We start from the raw sequence: 26,028 nt of genomic DNA, 5'->3' as shown, positions 1-26,028 counted from the left end.
CCTCTCTTGACAGCGAAAAGACCCGTAAACCAGGCGGGGTTGAGCGCTTTCATACTGCATTGCTCGAACAGGGTGGTACAACATTTTATCCGTGCAACACGATAAAGCAGCTTTGATCTCATGCATGAGATCAAAGCTGTCAATCATGAACACGTATCCCGGTGCCATTGGCAACCGGGAATAACCGCTTAGAACTCAACTTCGTCCAGCTCAGCTTCGTTAATTTCACTCAGCTGCAAGTCCAGTATTTTCTTATCCAGGAGCTGCGCCAGTTGATCGATTTGTGCATGCTCAATGGCTTCTTTAATCGACACAGTGACGTTAAAGACCTGATGCAGACGTTGTACCAGCTTCATTAAGCTCAGTGAGTGTCCACCCAGCTCAAAGAAAGACTGATTAACACTGATCCGCGTACCATCATAATCCAGTAGCTCAGCCCAGATATCCCGCAGCTGACACTCAGTCTCCGTGGACGGTGCAACCTGCTTGCTGCCCGACACCCCTTCGCCGGGTTGTGGCAGTGCCTTTTTGTCGATTTTGCCATTCACCGTCAGTGGCCAGTCCTGCATCAGCGTCATTTGTTCAGGCACCATATAAGCGGGTAAAAAAGCTGCAGCCTCTCGCTTGATACGCTCAACCTCCTGCGCATGCTGCTGCTCATCAACACTGTGTTCCAGCTTCAAATAAGCATGCAGCACTTGAGTCCCCTGGCTCTGTCTGGCAATCACCACAGCACTGTCTACATGGGTGATACTGCTTAACTGATGCGTGACTTCACCGAGTTCAATCCTGAAACCCCGGATCTGCACCTGATCGTCCATGCGACCAATGAACTGAATACGCCCATCGCGCTGGTGGCGACCCAGGTCTCCGGTTTTATACAGTTTTTCGCAGTCTGTACCGACACGATGAGGATTGTCGATAAAGCGCTCGGCACTCAAAGCCTCACGGCCCAGATAACCATCGGCAAGCCCGGCCCCCGTGACATACATTTCACCTACGACCCCCACAGGCACAGGTTGCAGCTGTGCATCTAGAATATAGACAGCCTGATCCGCCAGCGGCCTGCCAATGTGGATCTGGTCAATCTCCTGGCGCGCAATAGGCGCAAAGGTGACATGCACCGTGGTCTCGGTGATCCCATACATGTTAATCAATTCGGCCTGTGCATTTGCCGGGTGCTGACACCAGCTTTGCAAATGCTGTGTTTGCAGTGCTTCTCCCCCGAACACCACATAGCGCAGTGCCGGTAGGCTGATATCCTGCGCAACCACATGCTCAGCAAACACCCCAAAGGCGCTCGGAGTCTGATTTAATACACTGAGCTGGTGCTGCTGACATAACTCAACAAACGCAGCCGTATCACGGGTCTGATGATGGGTTGGGATCAACAATTTTCCACCGTGAATGAGCGCGCCCCAGATCTCCCAGACACTGAAGTCAAATGCATAGGAGTGGAACAAACACCAGGTGTCCTGATTGCTAAATGAAAAGTCCTCGGCAGCACTGGCAAATAAGCGTGCCATATTACGATGAGTCTGTACCACACCTTTCGGCGCCCCTGTCGATCCCGAGGTATAGATCACATAGGCAGGGTCGCTCAGTAATACTTCGGGTAACACAAGTGTCGAGCCGAGGTCCTGACTCAGCAGTGCCTTGCCATCCAGTCTCACCACCTGACACTGCGCCTCGTCGAGCGCCGCAGCACACTGAGGCTGCGCCAGACACAGTGCAATGTGGGCATCATTAATAATATAGTTAAGACGCTCTGCCGGACTGTTTGGATCTAATGGTACATATGCCCCACCGGCTTTGAGAATTGCCAAAACCCCCACCACAGTGTCGATTGAGCGCTCAACACATAAACCTATCAGGTCACGCTGCTGTATATCATATTCATGAACTAATTGAGCAGCCAGTGTGGTTGCCATCTTATCCAGTTCCGCATAGCTGACTGTTTGATTATCCATGACCAGCGCCGGACGCTCAGGCGTCACGCGGGCATGGTGGTCAAACTGCGCAATCACGCTGTGCAACTGCGCATCGGCATAGGCTATTTTCGGTGCTGCGAGCAGTGCTTGCTGCTCCTGAGGTTGCATAATCTCCATCTCGCCAAGCGATGCTGTGGCATCAAGTGACATAAGGTTACTCAGTGCCGTATTAAAGTGGCCCAGCAAGCCTTCCATATCGGCGCGATCATACTGATGGCCATGGAAACTCAGTCGTAAACTCAATACTCCCTGCATCGAGGCGGTCATGGCAACCGGGTAGTTGGTGTATTCAATCGATGCAGCATTGTTCACCTGTAACTGACTTGCCCCGCTGCGCTGCGCCTGAGCTCCGGTATCATGCAGATCGGCCGGGAAATTCTCAAACACAAACAAGCTATCGAACATTGCCCCCTGAATACCATGCCCGCCGCAACTTAATATCTCCGGCAACGGCAGGTAACTATGCTGTTCACGCTGACTATGTGCCTTATGCATTTGCTGTAGCTGAACCCCAATACTGGCCTGATGGTCCAGTTGCACTCTGACCGGCACCGTATTAATAAACAGCCCTATCATTTGCTCCACATTCGCCACTTCCGGCGGACGCCCAGATAAGGTGGTGCCAAAGCATACATCCGATTGCGCACTGTAGCGGTGCAGCGTATAAGCCCACACTAATTGCAGCACAGCATTCGCGGTGACCTGCTGACTTTGCGCAAATTGACTCAGCTGACGGGTAAGCGTTTCATCGCAACTCCATTTGATTTCGTCATAACACGGAACGTCACTGGCCGCAGCAGGTAACTGCAACGTAGTCGGTGCACTAACTCCTGCCAGTTCAGCATCCCAGAAAGCCCGCGCACCTCCCCTATTTTGGTTACATAACCATTGAATATAATCCTCGTAATTCGCCGCAGGTGGCAAGGTCAGAGGCTGTCCACCGGTTAGACTCTGATAATAGCCCAGTACCTCGGAGAACAAGGTGGCCTGACACCAGCCATCGGTCAAGACATGATGGTGAGACCAGATAAGCTGGGCTTTTTGCGCGGGCAAACGCACCAGTGTCAGACTCATCAACGGGGCCAAATTAAAATCAAACCCTTTGGCTTTAATGGCGTGATGCAACTCGCTGAGCTGGGTTTCCAGTAATTCAGCGGACTTATGTTGCCAATCGAGTACTTCCATCTCAATGAGCGCATTGTTATGTACCACCTGATGAATATCTGCATCATCAAACACACTGAAGCTGGTGCGCAGGATTGCATGGCGTGCAATCACATTCTGCCAGGCCTGCTGCATGGCGGGTGTGTCCACCTCACCATCAAGCTCAAAGTGTGTCAACGTGGTATACAGACTGGCATCTTGCTGTAGTAAGTCATGGTAAATCATCCCCTGTTGCATCGGCGTTGCCACATACACTCTTTCAATATCTGAGTATTGAGCTTGCAATGAGTCCAGCTGAGCCTGTTCCAGTGTTGCAGCCGGGAAATCCTCGACAATCAGCGTCTGGCACTCAGCACCAGCTTTGGCCTTGGCTACCAGCTGAAGTAAAACCGCTTTAAACCGGGCTGATAATGCCTCAATTTGTGCCTCTGAATAACTTGGCATCGCAAAGCTCAAGTCAAATCTCAACTGATTGTCCTGACTTTGACCATTGACCATTAAGTGATGCAGGTCGGCTTCCTCAGGGGCTGACTCTGCGCCTCGCGATTCTTGCGCCATTGCCAGACGACCCTGTGTACCCGTCACATTATCTAGTTTACCCAGATAGTTAAAGACGATTGCCTGGTCAATACTTCGCTTGTCCAAAGCACAGATCTCAGCGTCCTGTCGGATATGCTTTAATAATCCATACCCTAAACCATGCATGGGTAGTTGTTGCAGCGTCTGTTTTACCGATTTAACGGTTGCGATCAGGTCATCTTGCTGACCCCCGAGGATCAGCGGATAAAGATTGGTAAACCAGCCTATTGTCTGGGTCACATCCAGCCCGTCAAACACAGTTTCTTCCCGGCCGTGACTTTCCATATCAACACGCAGCAAAGGCCTGTCAAAGGTGGTCTGATAAGCCAGCAGGAAAGCACTGAGCATCAGCGTGTCCACATTACTGTGGAATACCTGCTGACAGTCTGCCAGTAATATCCGGGTGTCCGATTCATCCAAAGAGAAGGACACATTGTGCCACTGCTCGGCCGCTACTTTGGCTGAAGACTGAGCCGGGAACAACGACAGTCTGTCACGCCAGTAAGTCTGTTGTTCACTCAGTGCCTCGGACTGCGCCAGCGCATTCACCGCTTCGCCCCAGGCCTGATAAGAACTGGTTTTTTCCGCCAGCTGGATAGGTTGTGCAGTTTCAATTGCGTGTAGTGCGGTTTCCAGATCCTGAAGCAGAATACGCCAAGATACCCCGTCCACAACCAGGTGATGAATGGTCATAAACAGCCGTGCAGGCTTATCATCACCAGCATAAAAATACACAAACTTGCACAATGGTCCCTTTTCTATATCCAGCTGCCGCTGCAATGCATCACACTGACGCTCAACCTCAGCACTGAAATCCGCCTCATTCAGCTCACTCAAATCAACTATCTGATGCATATTGGCCACCTGCGTGTCGCACAGTGGTACAAAGCTAGCGACCTCTGCAAATCGCAGTCGCAACGCGTCATGGCGTTCAACTAATGCGTTTACCAGCTCAGAAAAGTGGCCTGTTATATTACCCGGCGCGCTGAGTAGTAATGACTGATTATAATGACTTGGCGCAGCCCGGTTTGCCGCAAAAAAGCGCTGCTGGATTGGCAGCAATGGCATCTCACCGGTCACCGCATCCTGCTGCGCATTGATGCGAGTGCTGAATTCAACATGTTCACTCAGGGTCGCAATACTTGGCGTCGCAAACAGCTGTTTCACGTTCAGATGTAGGCCCTGTTGTCTGGCGCGCCCGACCATTTGGATGGCAATGATGGAATCGCCACCCAGCGTAAAGAAGTTATCCTGTATTCCCACCTGCTCTATGCCCAGTAAATCCTGCCAGATATCACACAGCGTGCTTTCAGTGTCGTTTCTCGGTGCGCAATATGCATTTTTCAGCAGTGCCTTATCTGGCTCAGGCAACGCCTTTTTGTTAATTTTTCCGTTCGCCGTCAATGGCCACTCGTCGATGACCACCGCCAGCTTAGGCACCATATACTCTGGCACCTGAGCGGCAAGCTGTGCCAAAGTCGCATTGATAAAATCACTCTGAGCCTCTGTTGTGACGACCTCTGTCGGCTGTATATAAGCAACCAGATCATTGCCCGATGCGCCTTTTTTGGCCACCACAACCGCGGAGTCAATATCAGTCAGCTGACTGAGTCGCTGAGCAATCTCACCCAGCTCAACTCGGAAACCTCGAATTTTAATTTGGTCGTCGGCACGGCCCACAAAGGCCAGGTTGCCATCGGCCAGGTAGCGCACTAAATCACCGGTGCGATACAAGCGTTTCGAGCTGCCAGCCACCTCGGGGTCATAAAATGGATTGTCTATAAAACGCTCGGCCGTCAGCTCGGGCTGACCCAGATAGCCACGCGCCAGGCCGTCGCCACCGACATACAGCTCGCCTAAGCTTCCGTAAGGCAATAAGCTCTGTTGCTGATCCAGCACATAGGTCTGAACATTACACAAAGGTGTGCCGATATGTATGGTGTCATCAAGGATTTCACCCACAGTCGCACAGACTGAGGTCTCCGACGGGCCATAAGCATTATAGAAAGGATAATGTGCCCGCCAGCGTGCCACCACATTTTCTTCACAGGCTTCCCCTGCCACAATTAAACATTGCAGCGCCAGATCTGTCTGCAACGTCATGGTCGACAACAACGCCGGTGGCAAAGTCGCATGGGTGATCTGCTGCGTTTTTAACAACTCAGAGAGCTGCTGTACATCCGTACGTTGTGATTCGTCGGCAATCACCAGGGTACCACCCGGGATCAAGGCCATCAGCCACTCCCAGGTCGCCGCATCAAAACTGATGGATGCGAATTGCAACACTTTACTGTCGGCACAGGTAGCAAAACGGGCTTGCTGGTTGTGAGCCAGGTTCACTGCCCCCTGATGAATAAGCTGCACCCCTTTGGGCTGACCCGTTGAACCTGAGGTGTAAATCACATAAGCCAGACTGTCGCTGCTGATCTCTTCCAGTGCCGGGTTGTGATGTGGATAGTCATCCAATTCAAGGGCCGCAATATCTATTGCGGTGCCTGCTTGTTCGCTCATCAGGCTCTGAGCCACGGTCAGACCACTGCCAAATCCGAACACTTGCTTCAGACCCGCATCGGCTGCCATATAGCTCAGGCGGCTGGCCGGATAATTCGGATCCAGTGGCACATACGCGCCACCGGCTTTGAGTATCGCCAGCATGCTCACTATCATCTCTACCGAACGACTACTACAGACCCCTATCAAGGTTTCAGGTGTGATCTGATGCTCACTCAGCAGATAATGGGCCAGCTGGTTAGCCCGCTGGTTTAGCTCGGCGTAACTGATGGATTGGTTCTGGAACACCATCGCCGTTGCCTCGGGTGCAGCTTCCACCTGCTGTTCAAATAAATGATGAATACAGGCGGTGTCATCGTAGCCTAAGCTGCGCTGACCCTGTGTCAGTAACCTGGCCACTTCATCCGCCGGTAAGACGTTCAGTTCACTCACTGATTGTGTTTGGGTTGCTTCCGTCAGCTTACTCAGCGCCGTAATCACATACTCTGCGATGCGGCTGATCTCTACCTGTTCATCAATTTGTAAGTCCAGGCTGAACACATGGGCTGCGCCATAATCATTCACCGATAGGTTAAACGGGTAGTTGGTGCGCTCCTGTGCACTCAAAGCCTGAATATCACCGCCCTGTGCTGGCGTGTCGGTTTCGTCCCGCTCGGTGTGACGATAGTTCAGCATCGCGCTGAATAACGGACCGTCTGAGCCCACCGCGCTGTGTTTCTGAGCCTGTGCCAGCGATACCTGCTCATAAGGCAGCAACGCTTTCAATCGTTTGTCCACGTCTTTAATCAAGTCTGCGACCGAAGACCCCTGTAACTCAACCGCCACGGGTAAGGTGTTGATCAACATCCCCAGCAGGCGTTCTACACCGGCGCCGCCATTCATCCGACCGCTCATCACGGTGCCAAACACCACTTCCTGCTGGTTGCTGCAAGCCCCCAGCACCAGTGCCCAGGCGGCATGGAAAATCGCCGCCGGACTGACTTCATGCTGTTTTGCATAAGCCCGAATGGCCTTGCTCAGCGCGTCACTCAGAGCCACTTTATGCTCTCGAATAGTATCACCGTTGCCCTGAGTATCCTGCAACCCAAAAGGCAGTGTCGGCTCGCTGATATGGCCCAGCGACTCAGAGAAAAACCCTTCTATATCGAGCGTTTCCATGCGCGCTAGGGTATCGCTGATAAACTGGCGGTAAGACGCCGGCGCAGGCAAGCTCTGTGCCTTACCTGCGCTGTAACTGTGTAGTTCATCCTGGATCACCGCCATGGCAACATGGTCGATGATCAGGTGGTGTGCCTGTAATAGTGCATAGTGGGAACCCGTGTCCGGATCCTGACACACCTGCAAGCGTAACAATGGTGCCTGAGCCAGATCCAGCCACTGTGGACCATCGGCCAGCGCGGTGATGGTTTGCTGTGCACTCAGTCCCTCAGCACAGGCAAGCTGTGTCACCGGCAGCGTCACAGAGCGTTGGACCACCTGCAATGCCTGACGCTTACCCTGCCAGAGAATGGCAGTACGCAGCACATCATGACGGGCCAGCAAAAAGTTCAGGCTGTCAGTAAACTGAGCCAGAGCCGCATCGCTTTTTAATTCATAAAGATAATTAGTGACATAGGGATCGTTCTCCGGGTCCATGCTGTGCACGAACAGCACCCCTTCCTGTAACGGTGCCAGCGGATAGATATCCTGAATGTTGGCCATGCCCCCAGGGATCTCAGCGGCGATATCGTTCAGCTCGGTCTGGCTCAGTGCAGCCAGCGGCACCATATCCGGCGTAATGGCGGTGCAACCAGCCGGGATCAGGCTGCGGCTTTCATCTGCGTCGCTTGTTGTGGCAAGGCTTAGTCCCTGTGCCATTTCTTGCAGGGACTGAGCGGCGAACAACGCCTGTGCATCCACCTCAAAACCTTGCTGTCTGAGTCGGCTGGCCAGCTGCATAAGCAACAGGGAATGACCGCCCAGAGTGAAAAAGTTTGCCGTGACGCTGAGCTGCTCGGCAGGCTGTGCCAGCAATTCGCCACACAGCGTAACCATTAATTGCTCACGCTCCCCCTGCGGCGCCACATAAGTGCCCTGCAATGCCGAGGTGTCGGCTTCAGGCAGGGCTTTTTTGTTTACTTTGCCGTTGGCCGTCAGTGGCCATTCGTCAATCACCACACCCAACTTAGGCACCATGTAATCCGGTAAGGTTTGTGCCAGCGTAGCCAGCGTCTGAGTCATAAACTCAGTCTGTGCTTGTTCTGCGATGATCTCAACTGGTTGGACATACGCCACTAAATAGGTGCCTGCCGGGCCGTTTTTAGCCAGCACCAGTGCACTGTCTATGTCACTCTGGCGGCTCAGCTGCTGAGCTATCTCGCCCAGCTCAACCCGGAAACCGCGAATTTTAATTTGGTCGTCGGCACGGCCCACGAAGGCCAGGTTGCCATCGGTCAGGTAGCGCACTAAATCACCGGTGCGATACAGGCGTTTTGAGCTGCCTGCCACCTCGGGGTCATAAAATGGATTGTCAATAAAGCGCTCGGCCGTCAGCTCAGGTTGATTCAGATAACCCTGTGCCAGGCCATCACCGCCTACACACAACTCACCCACACTGCCATACGGCACCAGACTCAGGTCATCGCTCAGCACCAGGGCCTGATCGCCATTCAGCGGCGTACCTATCGCAATGTCCTGGCTTTCATGTAATGTCGGTATCGCGTAACAACAGCTGAAGGTGGTGTTTTCCGTCGGGCCATAGCCGTTGATGACTTGTGCCTGCGGCAGTGCTTGCTGCACCCGCATCACATCAGCACCGTGGACTATGTCGCCGCCAGCCAGTACATAACGCAGAGAAGTGCGACCGTCACAGTGGTGGCTCCACTCACTGAACAGACCCGCCGTCAGCCACATGCTGTTAATGACCTGACTATCAATCAGCGTATTGAGTGCGTGAATGTCCAGCTGGTCCTGTGGATACAACACACAACGTCCGCCATTGAGTAAGGGTCCCCATAGCTCTATGGTTGCCGCATCAAAGGCAATGTTAGCGCTGTGCAGGAATACCGTGTCGCTGTCCAGGGTCATAAAATGCGGCGTGCTAATAAGGCGCTGTACCGCGCGATGTGGGGTCAGCACGCCTTTGGGCTGACCCGTTGAGCCTGAGGTATAAATCACATAAGCCAGACTGTCACTGCTGACCTCATCCAGAGCCGGATTGCGCAGCGGATAATCATCAAGCGTCAGAGCCGCAATATCTATAGCGGTGCCCGCTTGTTCGCTCATCAGGCTCTGAGCCACAGCCTGCCCACTGCCAAACCCAATCACTTGCTTAAGGCCCGCATCAACTGCCATATAGCTCAGGCGACTGGCCGGGTAGTTCGGGTCCAGTGGCACATACGCGCCACCGGCTTTGAGTATCCCCAGTATGCTCACCACCATCTCTACCGAGCGGCTGCTGCATACCCCAATCAGGGTGCCTGGTGTGATGTGCTGCTCACTCAGCAGGTAATGGGCCAGCTGATTGGCCCGCTGGTTTAGCTCGGCGTAACTGATGGATTGGTTCTGGAACACCAGCGCGGTTGCTTCAGGCGCTGCCGCTGCCTGTTGCTCAAAGGCCTGATGAATGCTCAGTGTGGCATCATAATTTTGTTCACTCTGATTTGGTGATACCAGCAAGGCCTGCTGCTCTGCATCAGAGAGTAAGGTCAGGGTGCCTGGTGCCTGCGTAAGCAGACTCGCACTGTCGCTGTGTGTCAGCGTCGTCAGTAAAGTGCCCAGATGACGATTAAGGGTGTCAATGTGTGCTTCGCTGAATAAGGCCGTATCATAGGTCCAGCACAGCTCAACCCCGGTCTCACTCAACGCCATGTTCACATCCAGGTCAAACTTGGCCACAACCGAGCCATCACTGCGAGGACTCAGCTGAGCCCCACCCAGCGACCAGGCACTGTCTTCGACTTCCCCGGTCAGACCATAATCGGTGCGGGTTGTCAGCATCACCTGAAACAGCGGTGTGTGCGCCGTGCTGCGCGGTACATTCAGCTGCTCAACCAGCTGCTCGAACGGTACATCCTGGTTTGACTGCGCACCCAGATGGACGGCTTTAACATGTGCCAGATACTCCGCCAGGGTTGCCTGAGCGGTATTAACATTCAGAACTAAGGTATTGACAAAAAACCCAATTAACGGCTCCAGCTCGGCCTGCATGCGGTTGGCCACCGGCGTACCAATGACGATATCCCGGGCATTACTGTGTCGCGACAACAGCAAAGACAAAGCGCCATGAAGGAGCATAAACGGCGTCAATCCTTCGGCCTTAGCCAGCGCAGCCAGCCCCTGTGCCACTTCTTTGCTCAGCGTGCTTTTAACCTGTGCACCCTGATGTTGTTTGGTGTCCGGACGCGGATAGTCCAGCGGTAAACTGTGTACCGGCGGCACATCTGCCAGTTGTTGCTGCCAGTACTCAAGCTGCTGTTCAAGCAACGCATCACTGAGGTAATCCCGTTGCCACTGCGCATAATCCGCGTACTGAATGGCCAAAGGAGCCAGTGGATTACTTTGCTTCTGGCTGTATGCCTGATACAGCTGGACAAATTCTTTAATCAAGACCTGCATCGACCAACCATCGGAAGCAATGTGATGCATATTGAACAGCAACACGCCTTCGTTGTCTGCAGTCTGAATATACCCGGCACGGATCATCACGTCGCGGGTCAGATCAAACGGCTGATTAAGCTGTTGCGTCATGGCTGTGGTGATGGCCTGTTGCTGCTGCGCTTCACTGCACATCCGCACATCGTCATAACTGAGGGTGAAGCGGGCATCTCGACGGATCAGCTGCTCCGCACCCTGCTCGCCATCACGATAAACGGTTTTAAGTACTTCGTGGCGGTCAATGATGGTTTGTAACACGGCTTCCACCACTGTCAAATCCAGTGTGCCGCTGACATCAAAGGCAGCCGGCATATTGTACTGCGCCGAGCCCTTATGGAGCTGATCGATAAACCACAGGCGCTGCTGGGCAAAAGACAGTGGCGCGATATCCGATGCGACTCTGGGCGTGACTTTGGCGCGCACCTGAGTATTTTGCTGTTGCTCTGAGGCTAAAAATTCAATCAATGCCGCCTTATTTTGTTTTACCTGAGCGGCTATCTGAGGTGTGATTGCACCTTGTCTGGCTTTTGACTTGAGCTTGCCATTGTCGAGATAAAAACTGACGCCCTGTTTTTCTAGTTCTATGATTAACTTTTTAATTGTATTCATTGTTTTCTTCTTAAAATTCTGTCGATTAAATGTCGGACGCCGTGGTTACCATTCCAGCTCTTCACACGCTTCTGTTTGCGTGTCGCGATTAAACTTAAGCTGCAAATATTCAATGTGGACCGCCTGATCGCAGATCCTGGTTGCGTCGTAGAGCTCCTGAATACTGAACTCAATGTTGAAGGTTTCACGCACCTGAGTTGCCAGCTTCACGACCAGCAGAGAATGGCCGCCCAGGTCGAAGAAGTGGCTTTGCGTGCTAATATCCTGATGCGCTATGCCCAACAGCTGAGACCAGATCTCACACAAGGTCTGCTCAATGTCATTTTCAGGTGCCACATAGGTATCCTGAAGCGCGCTGCTATCTGCTTCAGGCAGGGCTTTTTTATTCACTTTGCCGTTGGCAGTCAGTGGCCATTCGTCAATCACCACACCCAACTTAGGCACCATGTAATCCGGTAAGGTTTGTGCCAGCGTAGCCAGCGTCTGAGTCATAAACTCAGTCTGTGCTTGTTCTGCGATGGTCTCAACTGGTTGGACATACGCCACTAAATAGGTGCCTGCCGGGCCGTTTTTAGCCAGCACCAGTGCACTGTCTATGTCACTCTGGCGGCTCAGCTGCTGAGCTATCTCGCCCAGCTCAACCCGGAAACCGCGAATTTTAATTTGGTCGTCGGCACGGCCCACGAAGGCCAGGTTGCCATCGGTCAGGTAGCGCACTAAATCACCGGTGCGATACAGGCGTTTTGAGCTGCCTGCCACCTCGGGGTCATAAAATGGATTGTCAATAAAGCGCTCGGCCGTCAGCTCAGGTTGATTCAGATAACCCTGTGCCAGGCCATCACCGCCTACACACAACTCACCCACACTGCCATACGGCACCAGACTCAGGTCATCGCTCAGCACCAGGGCCTGATCGCCATTCAGCGGCGTACCTATCGCAATGTCCTGGCTTTCATGTAATGTCGGTATCGCGTAACAACAGCTGAAGGTGGTGTTTTCCGTCGGGCCATAGCCGTTGATGACTTGTGCCTGCGGCAGTGCTTGCTGCACCCGCATCACATCAGCACCGTGGACTATGTCGCCGCCAGCCAGCACATAACGCAGAGAAGTGCGACCGTCACAGTGGTGGCTCCACTCACTGAACAGACCCGCCGTCAGCCACATGCTGTTAATGGCCTGACTATCAATCAGCGTATTGAGTGCGTGAATGTCCAGCTGGTCCTGTGGATACAACACACAACGTCCGCCATTGAGTAAGGGTCCCCATAGCTCTATGGTTGCCGCATCAAAGGCAATGTTAGCGCTGTGCAGGAATACCGTGTCGCTGTCCAGGGTCATAAAATGCGGCGTGCTAATAAGGCGCTGTACCGCGCGATGTGGGGTCAGCACGCCTTTGGGCTGACCCGTTGAGCCTGAGGTATAAATCACATAGGCCAGACTGTCACTGCTGACCTCATCCAGAGCCGGGTTGTGCTGCGGATAGTCATCCAATTCAAGGGCCGCAATATCTATGGCGGTGCCTGCCTGTTCGCTCATCAGGCTCTGAGCCACGGCCAGACCACTGCCAAACCCAATCACTTGCTTCAGACCTGCATCAACCGCCATATAGTTCAGGCGGCTGGCCGGGTAATTCGGGTCCAGTGGCACATAGGCGCCACCGGCTTTGAGTATCGCCAGTATGCTCACCACCATCTCTACCGAACGACTGCTGCATACCCCAATCAGGGTGCCTGGTGTGATGTGCTGCTCACTCAGCAGGTAATGGGCCAGCTGATTGGCCCGCTGGTTTAGCTCGGCGTAACTGATGGATTGGTTCTGGAACACCAACGCGGTTGCTTCAGGCGCTGCCGCTGCCTGTTGCTCAAAGGCCTGATGAATGCTCAGTGTGGCATCATAATTTTGTTCACTCTGATTTGGTGATACCAGCAAGGCCTGCTGCTCTGCATCAGAGAGTAAGGTCAGGGTGCCTGGTGCCTGCGTAAGCAGACTCGCACTGTCGCTGTGTGTCAGCGTCGTCAGTAAAGTGCCCAGATGACGATTAAGGGTGTCAATGTGTGCTTCGCTGAATAAGGCCGTATCATAGGTCCAGCATAGCTCAACCCCGGTCTCACTCAACGCCATATTCACATCCAGGTCAAACTTGGCAACGACCGAGCCATCACTGCGAGGGCTCAGCTGTGCCCCACCCAGCGACCAGGCACTGTCTTCGACTTCCCCGGTCAAACCATAATCAGTGCGGGTCGTCAGCATTACCTGAAACAGCGGTGTGTGCGCCGTGCTGCGCGGTACATTCAGCTGCTCAACCAGCTGCTCGAACGGCACATCCTGGTTTGACTGCGCGCCCAGATGGACGGCTTTAACGTGTGCCAGATACTCCGCCAGGGTTGCCTGAGCGGTATTAACATTCAGAACTAAGGTATTGACAAAAAACCCAATTAACGGCTCCAGCTCGGCCTGCATGCGGTTGGCCACTGGCGTACCAATGACGATATCCTGGGCATTACTGTGTCGCGACAACAGCAAAGACAAAGCGCCATGAAGGAGCATAAACGGCGTCAATCCTTCGGCCTTAGCCAGCGCAGCCAGCCCCTGTGCCACTTCTTTGCTCAGCGTGCTTTTAACCTGTGCACCCTGATGTTGTTTGGTGTCCGGACGCGGATAGTCCAGAGGTAAACTGTGTACCGGCGGCACATCTGCCAGTTGTTGCTGCCAGTACTCAAGCTGCTGTTCAAGCAACGCATCACTGAGGTAATCCCGTTGCCACTGCGCATAATCCGCGTACTGAATGGCCAAAGGAGCCAGTGGATTACTTTGCTTCTGACTGTATGCCTGATACAGCTGGACAAATTCTTTAATCAAGACCTGCATCGACCAGCCATCGGAGGCAATGTGGTGCATGTTAAACAGCAACACCCCTTCATTGTCTGCAGTTTGAATATACCCGGCGCGGATCATCACATCGCGGGTCAGATCAAACGGCTGATTTAGCTGTTGCGTCATGGCTGTGGCGATGGCCTGTTGCTGCTGCGCTTCATTGCACATCCGCACATCGTCATAACTGAGGGCAAAGCGGGCGTCCCGACGGATCAGCTGCTCTGCCCCCTGCTCACCATCACGATAAACGGTTTTAAGCACTTCGTGGCGATCAATGATGGTTTGTAACACTGCTTCCACCACCGTCAAATCCAGTGTGCCGCTGACATCAAAGGCAGCCGGCATGTTGTACTGCGCCGAGCCCTTATGGAGCTGATCGATAAACCACAGGCGCTGCTGGGCAAAAGACAGTGGGAGCGCGCTATGCTCACCAAGCTGTGGATCAGTCTGCAGTGCTCTGGGCAGTGCAGTGATCTGTTCGCGAACTTGCTCTCCACGATGCGCTGCCACTTCCCGGGCCTGATCTGCAATCGTCGCAGCATTAAACAGCGCTTTGATTGGTAACTCGACGGCCAGCTGCGCTCGCAACTCGGCGGCCAGTCTTACCGAAAGTAAAGAGTGCCCTCCGAGGTCAAAGAAGTTATCCGTGGTACTGATACGACCGGCCTCTAAATCCAGTAATTGTGCCCAGATCTGGCATAATGCCTGTTCAACCTCGTTTGCGGGCGCCACATAGGTACCATGGAGCACCGAGGTATCCGCTTCAGGCAGAGCTTTTTTGTTTACTTTACCGTTGGCGGTCAGTGGCCACTCGTCAATCACCACACCCAGCTTAGGCACCATGTAATCCGGTAAGGATTGTGCCAGCGTGGCCAGCGTCTGAGTCATAAACTCAGGCTGAGCTTGTTCTGCGATGGTCTCAACTGGCTGGACGTACGCCACTAAATAGGTGCCTGCCGGGCCGTTTTTGGCCAGCACCAGTGCACTGTCTATGTCACTCTGGCGGCTCAGCTGCTGAGCTATCTCGCCCAGCTCAACCCGGAAACCGCGAATTTTAATTTGGTCGTCGGCACGGCCCACGAAGGCCAGGTTGCCATCGGCCAGATAGCGCACTAAATCGCCAGTGCGATACAAGCGTTTCGCGCTGCCTGCCACCTCAGGGTCATAAAATGGATTGTTAATAAAGCGCTCGGCCGTCAGCTCAGGTTGATTCAGATAACCCTCTGCCAGACCGTCGCCACCCACACACAATTCACCCACACTGCCATACGGTACCAGGCTCAAGTCATCGCTTAGCACCAGGACCTGATCGCCATTCAGTGGCGTACCTATGGCAATGTCCTGACTTTGATGTAATGTCGGTATCGCGTAACAACAGCTGAAGGTGGTGTTTTCCGTCGGGCCATAGCCGTTGATGACTTGTGCCTGCGGTAATGCCTGCTGCACCCGTATCACATCAGCGCCGTGGACTATGTCGCCGCCAGCCAGCACATAACGCAGAGAAGTGCGACCGTCACAGTGGTGGCTCCACTCACTGAACAAACCGGCCGTCAGCCACATGCTGTTAATGGCCTGACTGTCAATCAGTGTATTGAGTGCATGAATGTCCAGCTGGTCCTGCGGATACAGCACACAACGTCCACCATTGAGTAAGGGTCCCCACAGCTCTATGGTTGCCGCATCAAAGGCAATGTTGGCGCTGTGCAGGAATACCGTGTCGCTGTCCAGGGTCATAAAATGCGGCGTGCTAATAAGACGCTGCACCGCACGATGTGGGGTCAGCACACCTTTGGGCTGACCCGTCGAGCCGGAGGTATAAATCACATAGGCCAGCGCATCACCGCTAAGCGTTTCCAAAGCGGGGTTGTGCAGCGGATAATCATCAAGCGTCAGGGCCGCAATATCGATGGCGGTGCCTGCCTGTTCGCTCATCAGGCTCTGAGCCACGGTCAGCCCACTGCCATATCCAATTACTTGCTTCAGACCTGCATCAACCGCCATATAGCTCAGGCGGCTGGCCGGGTAGTTCGGGTCCAGTGGCACATACGCCCCTCCGGCTTTGAGTATCGCCAGTATGCTCACCACCATCTCTACCGAGCGGCTGCTGCATACCCCAATCAGGGTGCCTGGCGTAATGTGCTGCTCACCCAGCAGGTAATGAGCCAGCTTATTGGCCCGCTGATTTAGCTCGGCGTAACTGATGGATTGGTTCTGGAACACCAGCGCCGTTGCCTCAGGCGCTGCCGCGGCTTGCTGTTCGAATAAATGATGAATACAAGCCGTGTCGTCGTAGCCTAAGCTGCGCTGACCCTGCGTCAGTAACCTGGCCACTTCATCTGCCGGCAGTACACTCAGTGAACTCACAGGCTGTGTTTGGGCAGCTTCCGTTAGCTTACTCAGCGCCGTAATCACATACTCTGCGATGCGGCTGATCTCTACCTGCTCATCAATTTGTAAGTCCAGGCTGAATACATGGGCTGCGCCATAATCATTTACCGATAAGTTAAACGGGTAGTTGGTGCGCTCCTGTGCGCTCAGACCCTGAATATCGCTGTCTTGTGCTGGCGTATCGGCTTCATCCCGCTCGGTGTGACGATAGTTCAGCATCGCGCTGAATAACGGACCATCTGAGCCCACTGCGCTGTGTTTCTGCGCCTGTGCCAGCGACACCTGCTCATAAGGCAGCAACGCTTTCAGTCGTTTGTCTACTTCTTTAATCAAGTCTGTGACCGAAGATCCCTGTAACTCGACCGCCACGGGTAAGGTGTTGATCAACATCCCCAGCAGACGTTCTACGCCTGCGCCGCCATTCATCCGACCGCTCATCACGGTGCCAAACACCACTTCCTGCTGATTGCTACAAGCCCCCAGCACCAGTGCCCAGGCGGCATGGAAAATCGCCGCCGGACTGACTTCATGCCGTTTTGCATAAGTGCGGATGGCGGTACTCAGTGCGTCACTCAGAGCCACTTTATGCTCTCGAATAGTATCACCGTTGCCCTGAGTATCCTGCAACCCAAAGGGCAGTGTCGGCTCGCTGATATGGCCCAGCGACTCAGAGAAAAACCCTTCTATATCGAGCGTTTCCATGCGCGCCAGGGTATCGCTGATAAACTGGCGGTAAGACGCCGGCGCAGGCAAGCTCTGTGCCTTACCTGCGCTGTAACTGTGTAGTTCATCCTGGATCACCGCCATGGCAACATGGTCGATGATCAGGTGGTGTGCCTGTAATAGTGCATAGTGGGAACCCGTGTCCGGATCCTGACACACCTGCAAGCGTAACAATGGTGCCTGAGCCAGATCCAGCCACTGTGGACCATCGGCCAGCGCGGTGATGGTTTGCTGTGCACTCAGTCCCTCAGCACAGGCAAGCTGTGTCACCGGCAGCGTCACAGAGCGTTGGACCACCTGCAATGCCTGACGCTTACCCTGCCAGAGAATGGCAGTACGCAGCACATCATGACGGGCCAGCAAAAAGTTCAGGCTGTCAGTAAACTGAGCCAGAGCCGCATCGCTTTTTAATTCATAAAGATAATTAGTGACATAGGGATCGTTCTCCGGGTCCATGCTGTGCACGAACAGCACCCCTTCCTGTAACGGTGCCAGCGGATAGATATCCTGAATGTTAGCCATGCCTCCGGTGATCTCGGCGGCGATGTCGTTCAGCTCAGCCTGGCTCAGTGCAGCCAGCGGCACCATATCCGGCGTAATGGCGATGCAATCGGCCGGGATCAGGCTGCGGCTTTCATCTGCGTCATTTGTTGTGGCAAGGCTTAGTCCCTGTGCCATTTCTTGCAGGGACTGAGCGGCGAACAACGCCTGTGCATCCACCTCAAAACCTTGCTGTCTGAGTCGGCTGGCCAGCTGCATAAGCAACAGGGAATGCCCACCCAGAGTGAAAAAGTTTGCCGTGACGCTAAGCTGCTCAGCAGGCTGTGCCAGCAATTCGCCACACAGCGTAACCATTAATTGCTCGCGTTCCCCCTGCGGCGCCACATAAGTGCCCTGCAATGCCGACGTGTCTGCTTCGGGCAGGGCTTTTTTGTTTACTTTACCGTTGGCAGTCAGCGGCCAGTCGTCAATCACCACACCCAGCTTAGGCACCATATAATCCGGTAAGGTTTGTGCCAGAGTGACCAGTGTCTGAGCCATAAACTCTGGCTGTGCTTGCTCTGCGATGGTCTCAACAGGCTGGACATACGCCACCAAATAGGTGCCTGCCGGACCGTTCTTGGCCAGCACCAGTGCACTGTCTACTTGTGTCTGGCGGCTCAGCTGCTGAGCTATCTCGCCCAGCTCAACCCGGAAACCGCGAATTTTAATTTGGTCGTCGGCACGGCCCACGAAGGCCAGGTTGCCATCGGTCAGGTAGCGCACTAAATCACCGGTGCGATACAGGCGTTTTGAGCTGCCTGCCACCTCGGGGTCATAAAATGGATTGTCAATAAAGCGCTCGGCCGTCAGCTCAGGTTGACCCAGATAGCCACGCGCCAGACCGTCGCCACCGACATACAGCTCGCCTAAGCTACCGTGAGGCAATAAGTTTTGTTGCTGATCCAATACATAGGTCTGAACATTACACAAAGGTGTGCCGATATGTATGGTGTCATCAATGATTTCACCCACAGTCGCACAGACTGAGGTCTCCGACGGACCGTAAGCATTATAGAAAGGATAATGTGCCCGCCAGCGTGCCACCACATTTTCTTCACAGGCTTCCCCTGCCACAATTAAACACTGCAGCGCCAGATCTGTCTGCAACGTCATGGTCGACAACAACGCCGGTGGCAAAGTCGCATGCGTGATCTGCTGCGTTTTTAGCAGCTCAGACAGCTGCTGTACATCCGTACGTTGTGATTCGTCGGCAATCACCAGGGTACCACCCGGGATCAAGGCCATCAGCCACTCCCAGGTCGCCGCATCAAAACTGATGGATGCAAATTGCAACACCTTACTGTCGGCACAGGTAGCAAAACAGGCCTGCTGGTTGTGAGCCAGATTTACTGCGCCCTGATGAATAAGCTGCACGCCCTTAGGCTGGCCGGTTGAACCTGAGGTATAGATCACATAGGCCAGGCTATCGTTATAAATCTCGTCCAGCGCCGGATTATGTTGTGGATAGTCATCAAGCGTCAGAGCTGCAATATCGATGGCGGTGCCCGCTTGTTCGCTCATCAGGCTCTGAGCCACGGCCAGACCACTGCCATACCCAATCACTTGCTTAAGACCCGCGTCGGCTGCCATATAGCTCAGACGGCTGGCCGGATAATCCGGGTCTAGTGGGACATAGGCTCCGCCTGCTTTGAGTATCGCCAGCATGCTCACCATCATCTCCATAGAGCGGCTGCTACATACCCCTACCAGGGTTTCAGGTGTGATCTGTTGCTCACTCAACAGGTAATGGGCCAGCTGATTGGCCCGCTGGTTTAGCTCGGCGTAACTGATGGATTGGTTCTGGAACACCAGGGCAGTTGCCTCCGGTGCAGCCTCCACCTGCTGTTCAAATAAATGGTGAATGCAGCGGCTGGTATCATACTCAAGACGCTGCTGCTCCCCTGTACTAACCAATTGCTGACGCTCAGAGTCACACAAGGCCGAAATGTCGCCTAATGGTAGATCCGCTTCACCTTGCGCACTCACCTGACACAGCAAAGCTGCAAAGTTCTGATTCAACCGTGCAATAAAAGCATGAGAAAAAATGCTGCTGTCATACAGCCAGTCCAGCTCAACGCCACCATCGCTGATATTGATATGCATATCAATATCGAACCTGGCAACCACCCGCTCTACTCCAAAAGGCGCCAGTGCCAGTCCGTCAGAGGCCAGTGCAGAAGCCAACATATTGCGGTTCTGATTAATGCCAAACTCGCTTGCTGTGGTGAGCATAATCTGACACAGAGGCGCATACTGTGCGCTGCGCGGGATATTTAGGTGCTCTACCAGCTGATCAAATTGCACCTGCTGGTGCTGCTGAGCTGCCAGGTGGACCTCTTTAACGTGCGCCACCAGCTCATGCAAGTTCTGCTGGTCAGTGTCCACACGCAATGGCAGGGTATTGACAAAAAAGCCGATCAGCTTGTCCAGTTGCGGCGAAATGCGGTTCGCCACGGGTGTGCCAATCACGATATCAGTGCTGTTACTATAACGACTCAATAATAACGACAACAAGGCATGCATCAGCATAAACGGTGTGACCTGAAGGCGTAGTGCCAGGGCCAGCAAAGGCTGCGCAACCTTGCTTGCCAGCCGACCCTGAACATGACCACCGGCATGTTGTTTGGTCGCCGGACGCGTCTGACACAATGGCAGGTCATGCACCAGTGGCGCATCGTCCAGCTGCTGCTGCCAGTAAGACAAAGCGTCATCCAGCGCGCCATTCTCTGCCCGTTGCTGCTGCCACAGTGCAAAATCGCCATACTGGATTTCCAGCGGGGCCAGTTCAGCACTTTGCCCGGCGTTAAGCTGCTCATATACAGTCACAAACTCACGCAGCAAAATTTGCTGTGACCAGCCATCGGAGGCAATGTGATGGGTATTGAACAACAGCACACCGCTCGCCTCTTCAGTGGCTGGTGCCTTAAAGTAGTCGACCCGGAGCATCAGATCTGCGCTCAGGTCAAAACACTTTGCCGACTCAGTGGCGATCACCTCGGCTATCTGTGACGGCCAGTTATCGACCTGTGACAGATCATGGACCTTTACCCGGCATGGCTGACTGGTGTTAACCTGCTGGTAAGCCCCCATGTCATCCTGATGGTAAGTCGTTCGTAAGATTTCATGTCTTTCAACCATGACATTCAGAACAGCTTCAATCTTTGTCAGATCAGGTTGCCCGCTCACCGTAAACGCCAATGGCTGGTTATACTCGGCCGAGCCCTGCTTCAGGCTGTCGATAAACCACAGTCTTTGCTGCGCGTTCGACAAGGGCAGTCGTGTCTTGTCGGCTGGCCGCTGTGGAATGTCGAGGTCATTGTGCTGGTTTGCCAGAAACGCGATGATGTCTGCTTTATGGGCCTGAATTTGCTTTTTCAGCGCCTCAGGAAAAGGCGCTGCGGATTTTTGTTTAAAGCCCAGTTTACCCGCTTCGGTAAACAGTAAAATATCACAGGCAATCGCTTCATCAATAATTTGCTTGGCTATCATAACCACCCCTCCGCCTCTGTGGCTTTTTCTTCCAATGCCTCTTGGGCTTGCTTTTCAGTCACTTTCTGCTGGACGTACTGGGCCAGATCTCGCAGCACCACGCGATTAAAGACCTCATTAAATGCAAGCGAAATGCCCCATTGCTTTTTCAGACTGCCGAGCATTTTTATCAGTAAAATAGAGTTACCACCGAGCTTGAAGAAATGTCCGTCACGACCAATTTCGCGCTCCTGCAACGACAGAATATCGGCCCAGAGTTGGTTAATATGGGCTTCCATTTCCGTCTCTGGCGCTGCATACACCGCGCTTTGCTGAGTTGTTGCCAGTTGCGCCAACTGATTGCTGTCGAGCTTGCCATTGACCGTCAAAGGCCAGTGCTCAATCACCAGATAGTCAGCCGGGATCATGTATTCTGGTAGCTGCTCGGCCAACGCCTGTATCAGACCTTCGGTCATAGCCGCCTCGCCCTGCTGATTTACCAGCAGTGTCCCTTCAGAAGTCAGTTCAATAAAGGCCACCAGTCGCATCTGCGCTTGTTGTTCAACCAACAGGACTTCTGCCTGTTCGACCAACCCCTGAGCTGCTATCTGGCGCTTCACTTCTTCGAGCTCAATTCGGTACCCGTTGAGCTTAACCTGCTCATCGATACGCCCGATAAAAGTCATTTCTGAATTGCCCAGCGTTCTGACCAGGTCACCGGTTTTATATAGCTTGCGGTAACAGGCCGGCTGGCCGCTCTGGTAGGCCGGGTTATCAATGAACCGCTCGGCACTTAACTGAGGTCGATTAAGATAACCACGGGCCACTCCCGGCCCCGTCAGGTATAGCTCCCCGATGGCGTAAGGGGGAACTGGCTGGCCTTCTTCATCCAGCACAATACCTTGCATATTTGTTATCGGTGCGCCCATAGAAATAGGCGTCTGATGGCCTTCCTCGATACACTTCCAGTGACTGCCGACCGTCGTTTCTGTAGGCCCGTACTCGTTTACAAACACCGTCTCAGGCAGGTAGCTGCGTAACTGCGCAATGGTGTCTAAATTGAGCTGCTCTCCACCGAGAATAATGACGTGCTTGTGGGAATTTTGTTGTGTCATTTTAGCGGCTATCAGTTGCAGATGTGCGGGTGTCAGTTTAAATAGCAATGCGGCTTGTGCCGTCTCCAGCGCCTGTACCACCTGTTCACATGCTTTATCTTCGTCACAGGTCAGGTTAACCACGCCACCTCTGAGTAACGGCATAAACAGGCTTGTTACGGTAGCATCAAAGCTCAGTGATGTACTGACTACACCATCGGTCACTTGTGCTGCTAACTGAGTGTTCAGGTGCGTCAGATAATGATTCAGGTTAGCGTGTTCAATCATCACCCCTTTCGGCTTCCCGGTGGTGCCTGAGGTATAAATCACATAGGCCAGGCTGTCTGCATCCGGTGACGTTTGTCTTACGCTGCCCGCAACAAGGTCAGCTTCATCGCACTGCGTCATATCGAGATACGGGACTGCACTTTGCCCGGCAGCAGTTTGCAGGGCGCTCGTACCTGCACGACCTAATACCGCAATCGCGCAGCTGTCTTCAAGCATAAACTGGATCCGCTGTTGTGGATGTGCCGGATCAATCGGCAGGTAGGCACACCCCGCTTTCCAGATAGCCAAAATGGCAACCAGAGTATCGAGTGTGCGGCTGGCTTCAATGGCAATGATCTTGTCACGACCGCCGTAGTTCTGTGCTATCAGCCAGTCAGCCAGCAGGTTCGCCCGCGCCTCCAAAGCCGCATAGCTCAGACTGTGTTGTTGGTACTGTGCAGCCACACGCTCAGGTGCGAACTGTGCAATCTGTGAAACCTGCTCCAGGATTGAATGCGCTGCTGATGACGAGGTATTTATCTCCGGTGTCAGTGTGTTCCCGGCCATACTGGCGTAGAGCGCTTGCAGTATCGTGTCAGAAGCTGGTGATGGCTGACTCAGATGAGTCAGGACATTGCACAGATCGTCCGCCAGTTGGCCGACATGGTGCTCAGTGAACAGCCCCCGATCATAAGCCCAGTAACAACTGACTCCGCTCTCGGTCATCTTCAGCGCTAAGTCTAAGTCATATTTAATTGTGACCGCACTGTGAGTCAGTGGCTCCAGTTTAATACCCGGCAGGCCTGACGCGTCGGACTGCTGATAATCATTGTCGGTGTCGACTATGATTTGAAATAAGGGTGTCTGGCCTGATGTTCGGGTGGGTGTCAATGCCTGGACCAGGGCTTCAAACGGCACCTCCTGATTCAATTGTGCATCAATATGCACCTGTCTGACATGATGTAAATAATCCGCCAGAGACGCCTGATCCGTATTGACCCGATAGACCAGCGTATTGACGAAGAAACCTATCAGGTTATGTAACTGTGGGTTCTGGCGGTTCGCCTGCGGACTGCCAATAACAATATCATGGCTTCGACTGTGACGGGAAAACACCAGTGCCAGAGCGGCATGCAATAGCATAAAGGTGGTCATATCAAAGCGGCTTGCCAGCGTCTGTAAGCCCTGTTTGACTGTTTCAGGCAGGACTCTGTTCAGTATCCCCCCCTGCCCCCTCGCCTGGCTATCACGCGAACCATCCAGAGGCAGACTATGGGTATGCGGCAGGCCATCCAGCTGCGCGCGCCAGTAGTCTAACTGCTTAGCTGATTTATCTGAGTTATGCTGATGCTGCCACTGGGCAAAGTCGGCGTACTGAATGTCCAGCGCAGCAAGCTGTGCTGCTTCCCCTTTCGTCAGGCTCTCATACAGGGTTGTGAATTCTTTGACCAACAAGGCCATCGACCAGCCATCCGTCGCGATATGATGGAGGGTTAACAGCAATAAAGTCACCGGCTCTGATCCCCCCGTCAGCGCTATCGCGCGACACCGGATCGGCAATTCATTCTGCAGGTCAAAGCCGCGCTGTGCTTCTTCATTGACGATACACTGTATTTTTGCATCATCCAGCTGGGCTGCTGGCAACGTCTCACGATGAATACTCAGCTGAGCATCGTGATGGATCACCTGACGGAGTGTCTCCTGGGCATCCGTTGAATACGTCGTTTTAAGGATCAGGTGGCGATCCATAATGCCATTCAGTGCTTGTTGTGCCAGCTCGACATCAAACTTACCGGTGATTTTTAAGTTAACAGGCACATTGTAATTGGCTTGGCTATCACTTTGCTCTGAAAACCACAACGCCTGCTGAGAGAATGACAACGGTATGGCTTCGCCATGTGGTTGCACAGTAATCTGTTCTGCCTGGTTCTCGGTGCTGGCCATTGCCAGATAGTATTCCTTCAATTGCGTTTTATTCGCAATGATTTGCTCGCGCAGGTCGGCCGAGATGACTTTAGGTAACTTCACGACAAGGTTATTGTCTTTGATCTTGAGTTTAACGCCAGCTGCGATGAGCTGATCGACTAATGCTGTTATATTCACTTCGCTATTCCTGACTTAATGCGGTTGATTACGGCTAAGGGAGACCCCGAATTACAGTTGAGAGAAACTAATGGGATCGCCAAAACACACCAAAATTTTTCTGGCACCCTGATACGGGTTTCGGGCATGGGCTTTTAATAGGTTGTCGACCAACATGACATCACCTTGCTGCCAGTCGAACTGCTGATGATTGGCCTGATAGACCTGAAGTATCTGGGCCATGGTCTGATCGGAAATTCTGTCGCCATTGCCAAAATAGCAGTTGCGCGGATAATCGGCCTCATCGTCAAACATAATGGCCAGGTTTTCCTTGAGATCCTCATTCAGACAACTGAAATGCCAATGCTGTGCCTGAGTAACCCAACAAGGTGCCTGGGTGGCAGGGTGGATAACCACGGCCGGTCGAATCGCGCGCGTGGTTAATTGCTCGCCGCGCCACTCAAACTCCAGTGCCTGATCTCGACATTTCGCCTCTACCTCAGCCTTATTTTCCGTTTGGAAAATAGTTTTCCAGCCCAGCCCAACAAAGTCATCGGCCTGATAGTTACGGACATACATGACCTGTTTATCGACAAACTCCTGAACTAAATCGGCGGGTAACTGGGACAGCACAGAGCGGGCATCGGCTATTGGCGTTTGTCCACCGCTCAGCGCGGGTTGTTCGCAGGCAAAAATCGCACGGCCGGGAAAGCGTTGATTGAAGGTATTTTCATTGTGCCAAAGAAGGAATTCAGACTCTGAGTAATCAACCGGTCGTTGCACATTACCATTGGTGCTTGCCGGACGATGCTCGGTGTTATTGGTCAGCACCTGTGTCATAAAACAGGCAGCCAGTTGTTCGACCTGAGCGGGTGAGCCAAAGTTACCACCACGCAGCAGTACCGCCCCGGCATCCGCTAGGTGTTGATCAATCGTGTCTTGCAAAGCAACGACTTGCTCATACGGTGCACTATCCTGATGTAACTGTATCACTACCGGACTGTGTGCCTGGTCGTTTAATTTTGCGACCTCGGGCATAGTGATAGTCAAAGCCATACGGGTTCCTTTTTGTCATTATAAGTCGGTGCGCCATGACTCCC

Annotated in this window: 4 protein-coding genes; all 4 read right to left on the bottom strand. The window is 53.4% G+C overall.

Annotation, left to right across the window (positions count from 1 at the left end; translation table 11 throughout):
* Positions 1 to 188: 188 nt before the first annotated feature.
* Genes AT705_RS16840 through AT705_RS16825 form a run of 4 tightly spaced genes read right to left on the bottom strand, consistent with a single transcriptional unit; the run spans position 189 to position 25,984 of the window.
* Positions 189 to 11,489 carry a non-ribosomal peptide synthetase gene (locus tag AT705_RS16840; RefSeq protein ID WP_058797445.1) on the bottom strand — a complete coding sequence of 3,767 codons (11,301 nt, stop codon included), beginning with the start codon at positions 11,487 to 11,489 and terminating at the stop codon, positions 189 to 191.
* A gap of 45 nt (positions 11,490 to 11,534) precedes the next feature.
* On the bottom strand, positions 11,535 to 21,506 hold the full coding sequence (locus AT705_RS16835; RefSeq protein WP_058797444.1) for a non-ribosomal peptide synthetase: 9,972 nt from the start codon (positions 21,504 to 21,506) through the stop codon (positions 11,535 to 11,537).
* Complete coding sequence (locus AT705_RS16830; protein ID WP_058797443.1) at positions 21,503 to 24,949, bottom strand: non-ribosomal peptide synthetase; 3,447 nt, start codon at positions 24,947 to 24,949, stop codon at positions 21,503 to 21,505. The genes AT705_RS16835 and AT705_RS16830 overlap by 4 nt, the downstream gene beginning before the upstream one ends.
* A gap of 51 nt (positions 24,950 to 25,000) precedes the next feature.
* Positions 25,001 to 25,984 (bottom strand): TauD/TfdA family dioxygenase, encoded by a 984-nt coding sequence (locus AT705_RS16825; protein WP_058797442.1) that lies wholly within the window; start codon positions 25,982 to 25,984, stop codon positions 25,001 to 25,003.
* Positions 25,985 to 26,028: the final 44 nt, after the last annotated feature.

Source organism: Pseudoalteromonas rubra (assembly GCF_001482385.1).
GTDB lineage: Bacteria > Pseudomonadota > Gammaproteobacteria > Enterobacterales > Alteromonadaceae > Pseudoalteromonas > Pseudoalteromonas ardens.
This window is presented reverse-complemented; position numbering and strand designations above follow the sequence as displayed.

Excerpts from the sequence above, each read along its gene's own strand:
- AT705_RS16825 (WP_058797442.1), bottom strand. The coding sequence starts at position 25,984 with ATGGCTTTGACTATCACTATGCCCGAGGTCGCAAAATTAAACGACCAG.
- AT705_RS16840 (WP_058797445.1), bottom strand. The coding sequence starts at position 11,489 with ATGAATACAATTAAAAAGTTAATCATAGAACTAGAAAAACAGGGCGTC.
- AT705_RS16835 (WP_058797444.1), bottom strand. The coding sequence starts at position 21,506 with ATGATAGCCAAGCAAATTATTGATGAAGCGATTGCCTGTGATATTTTA.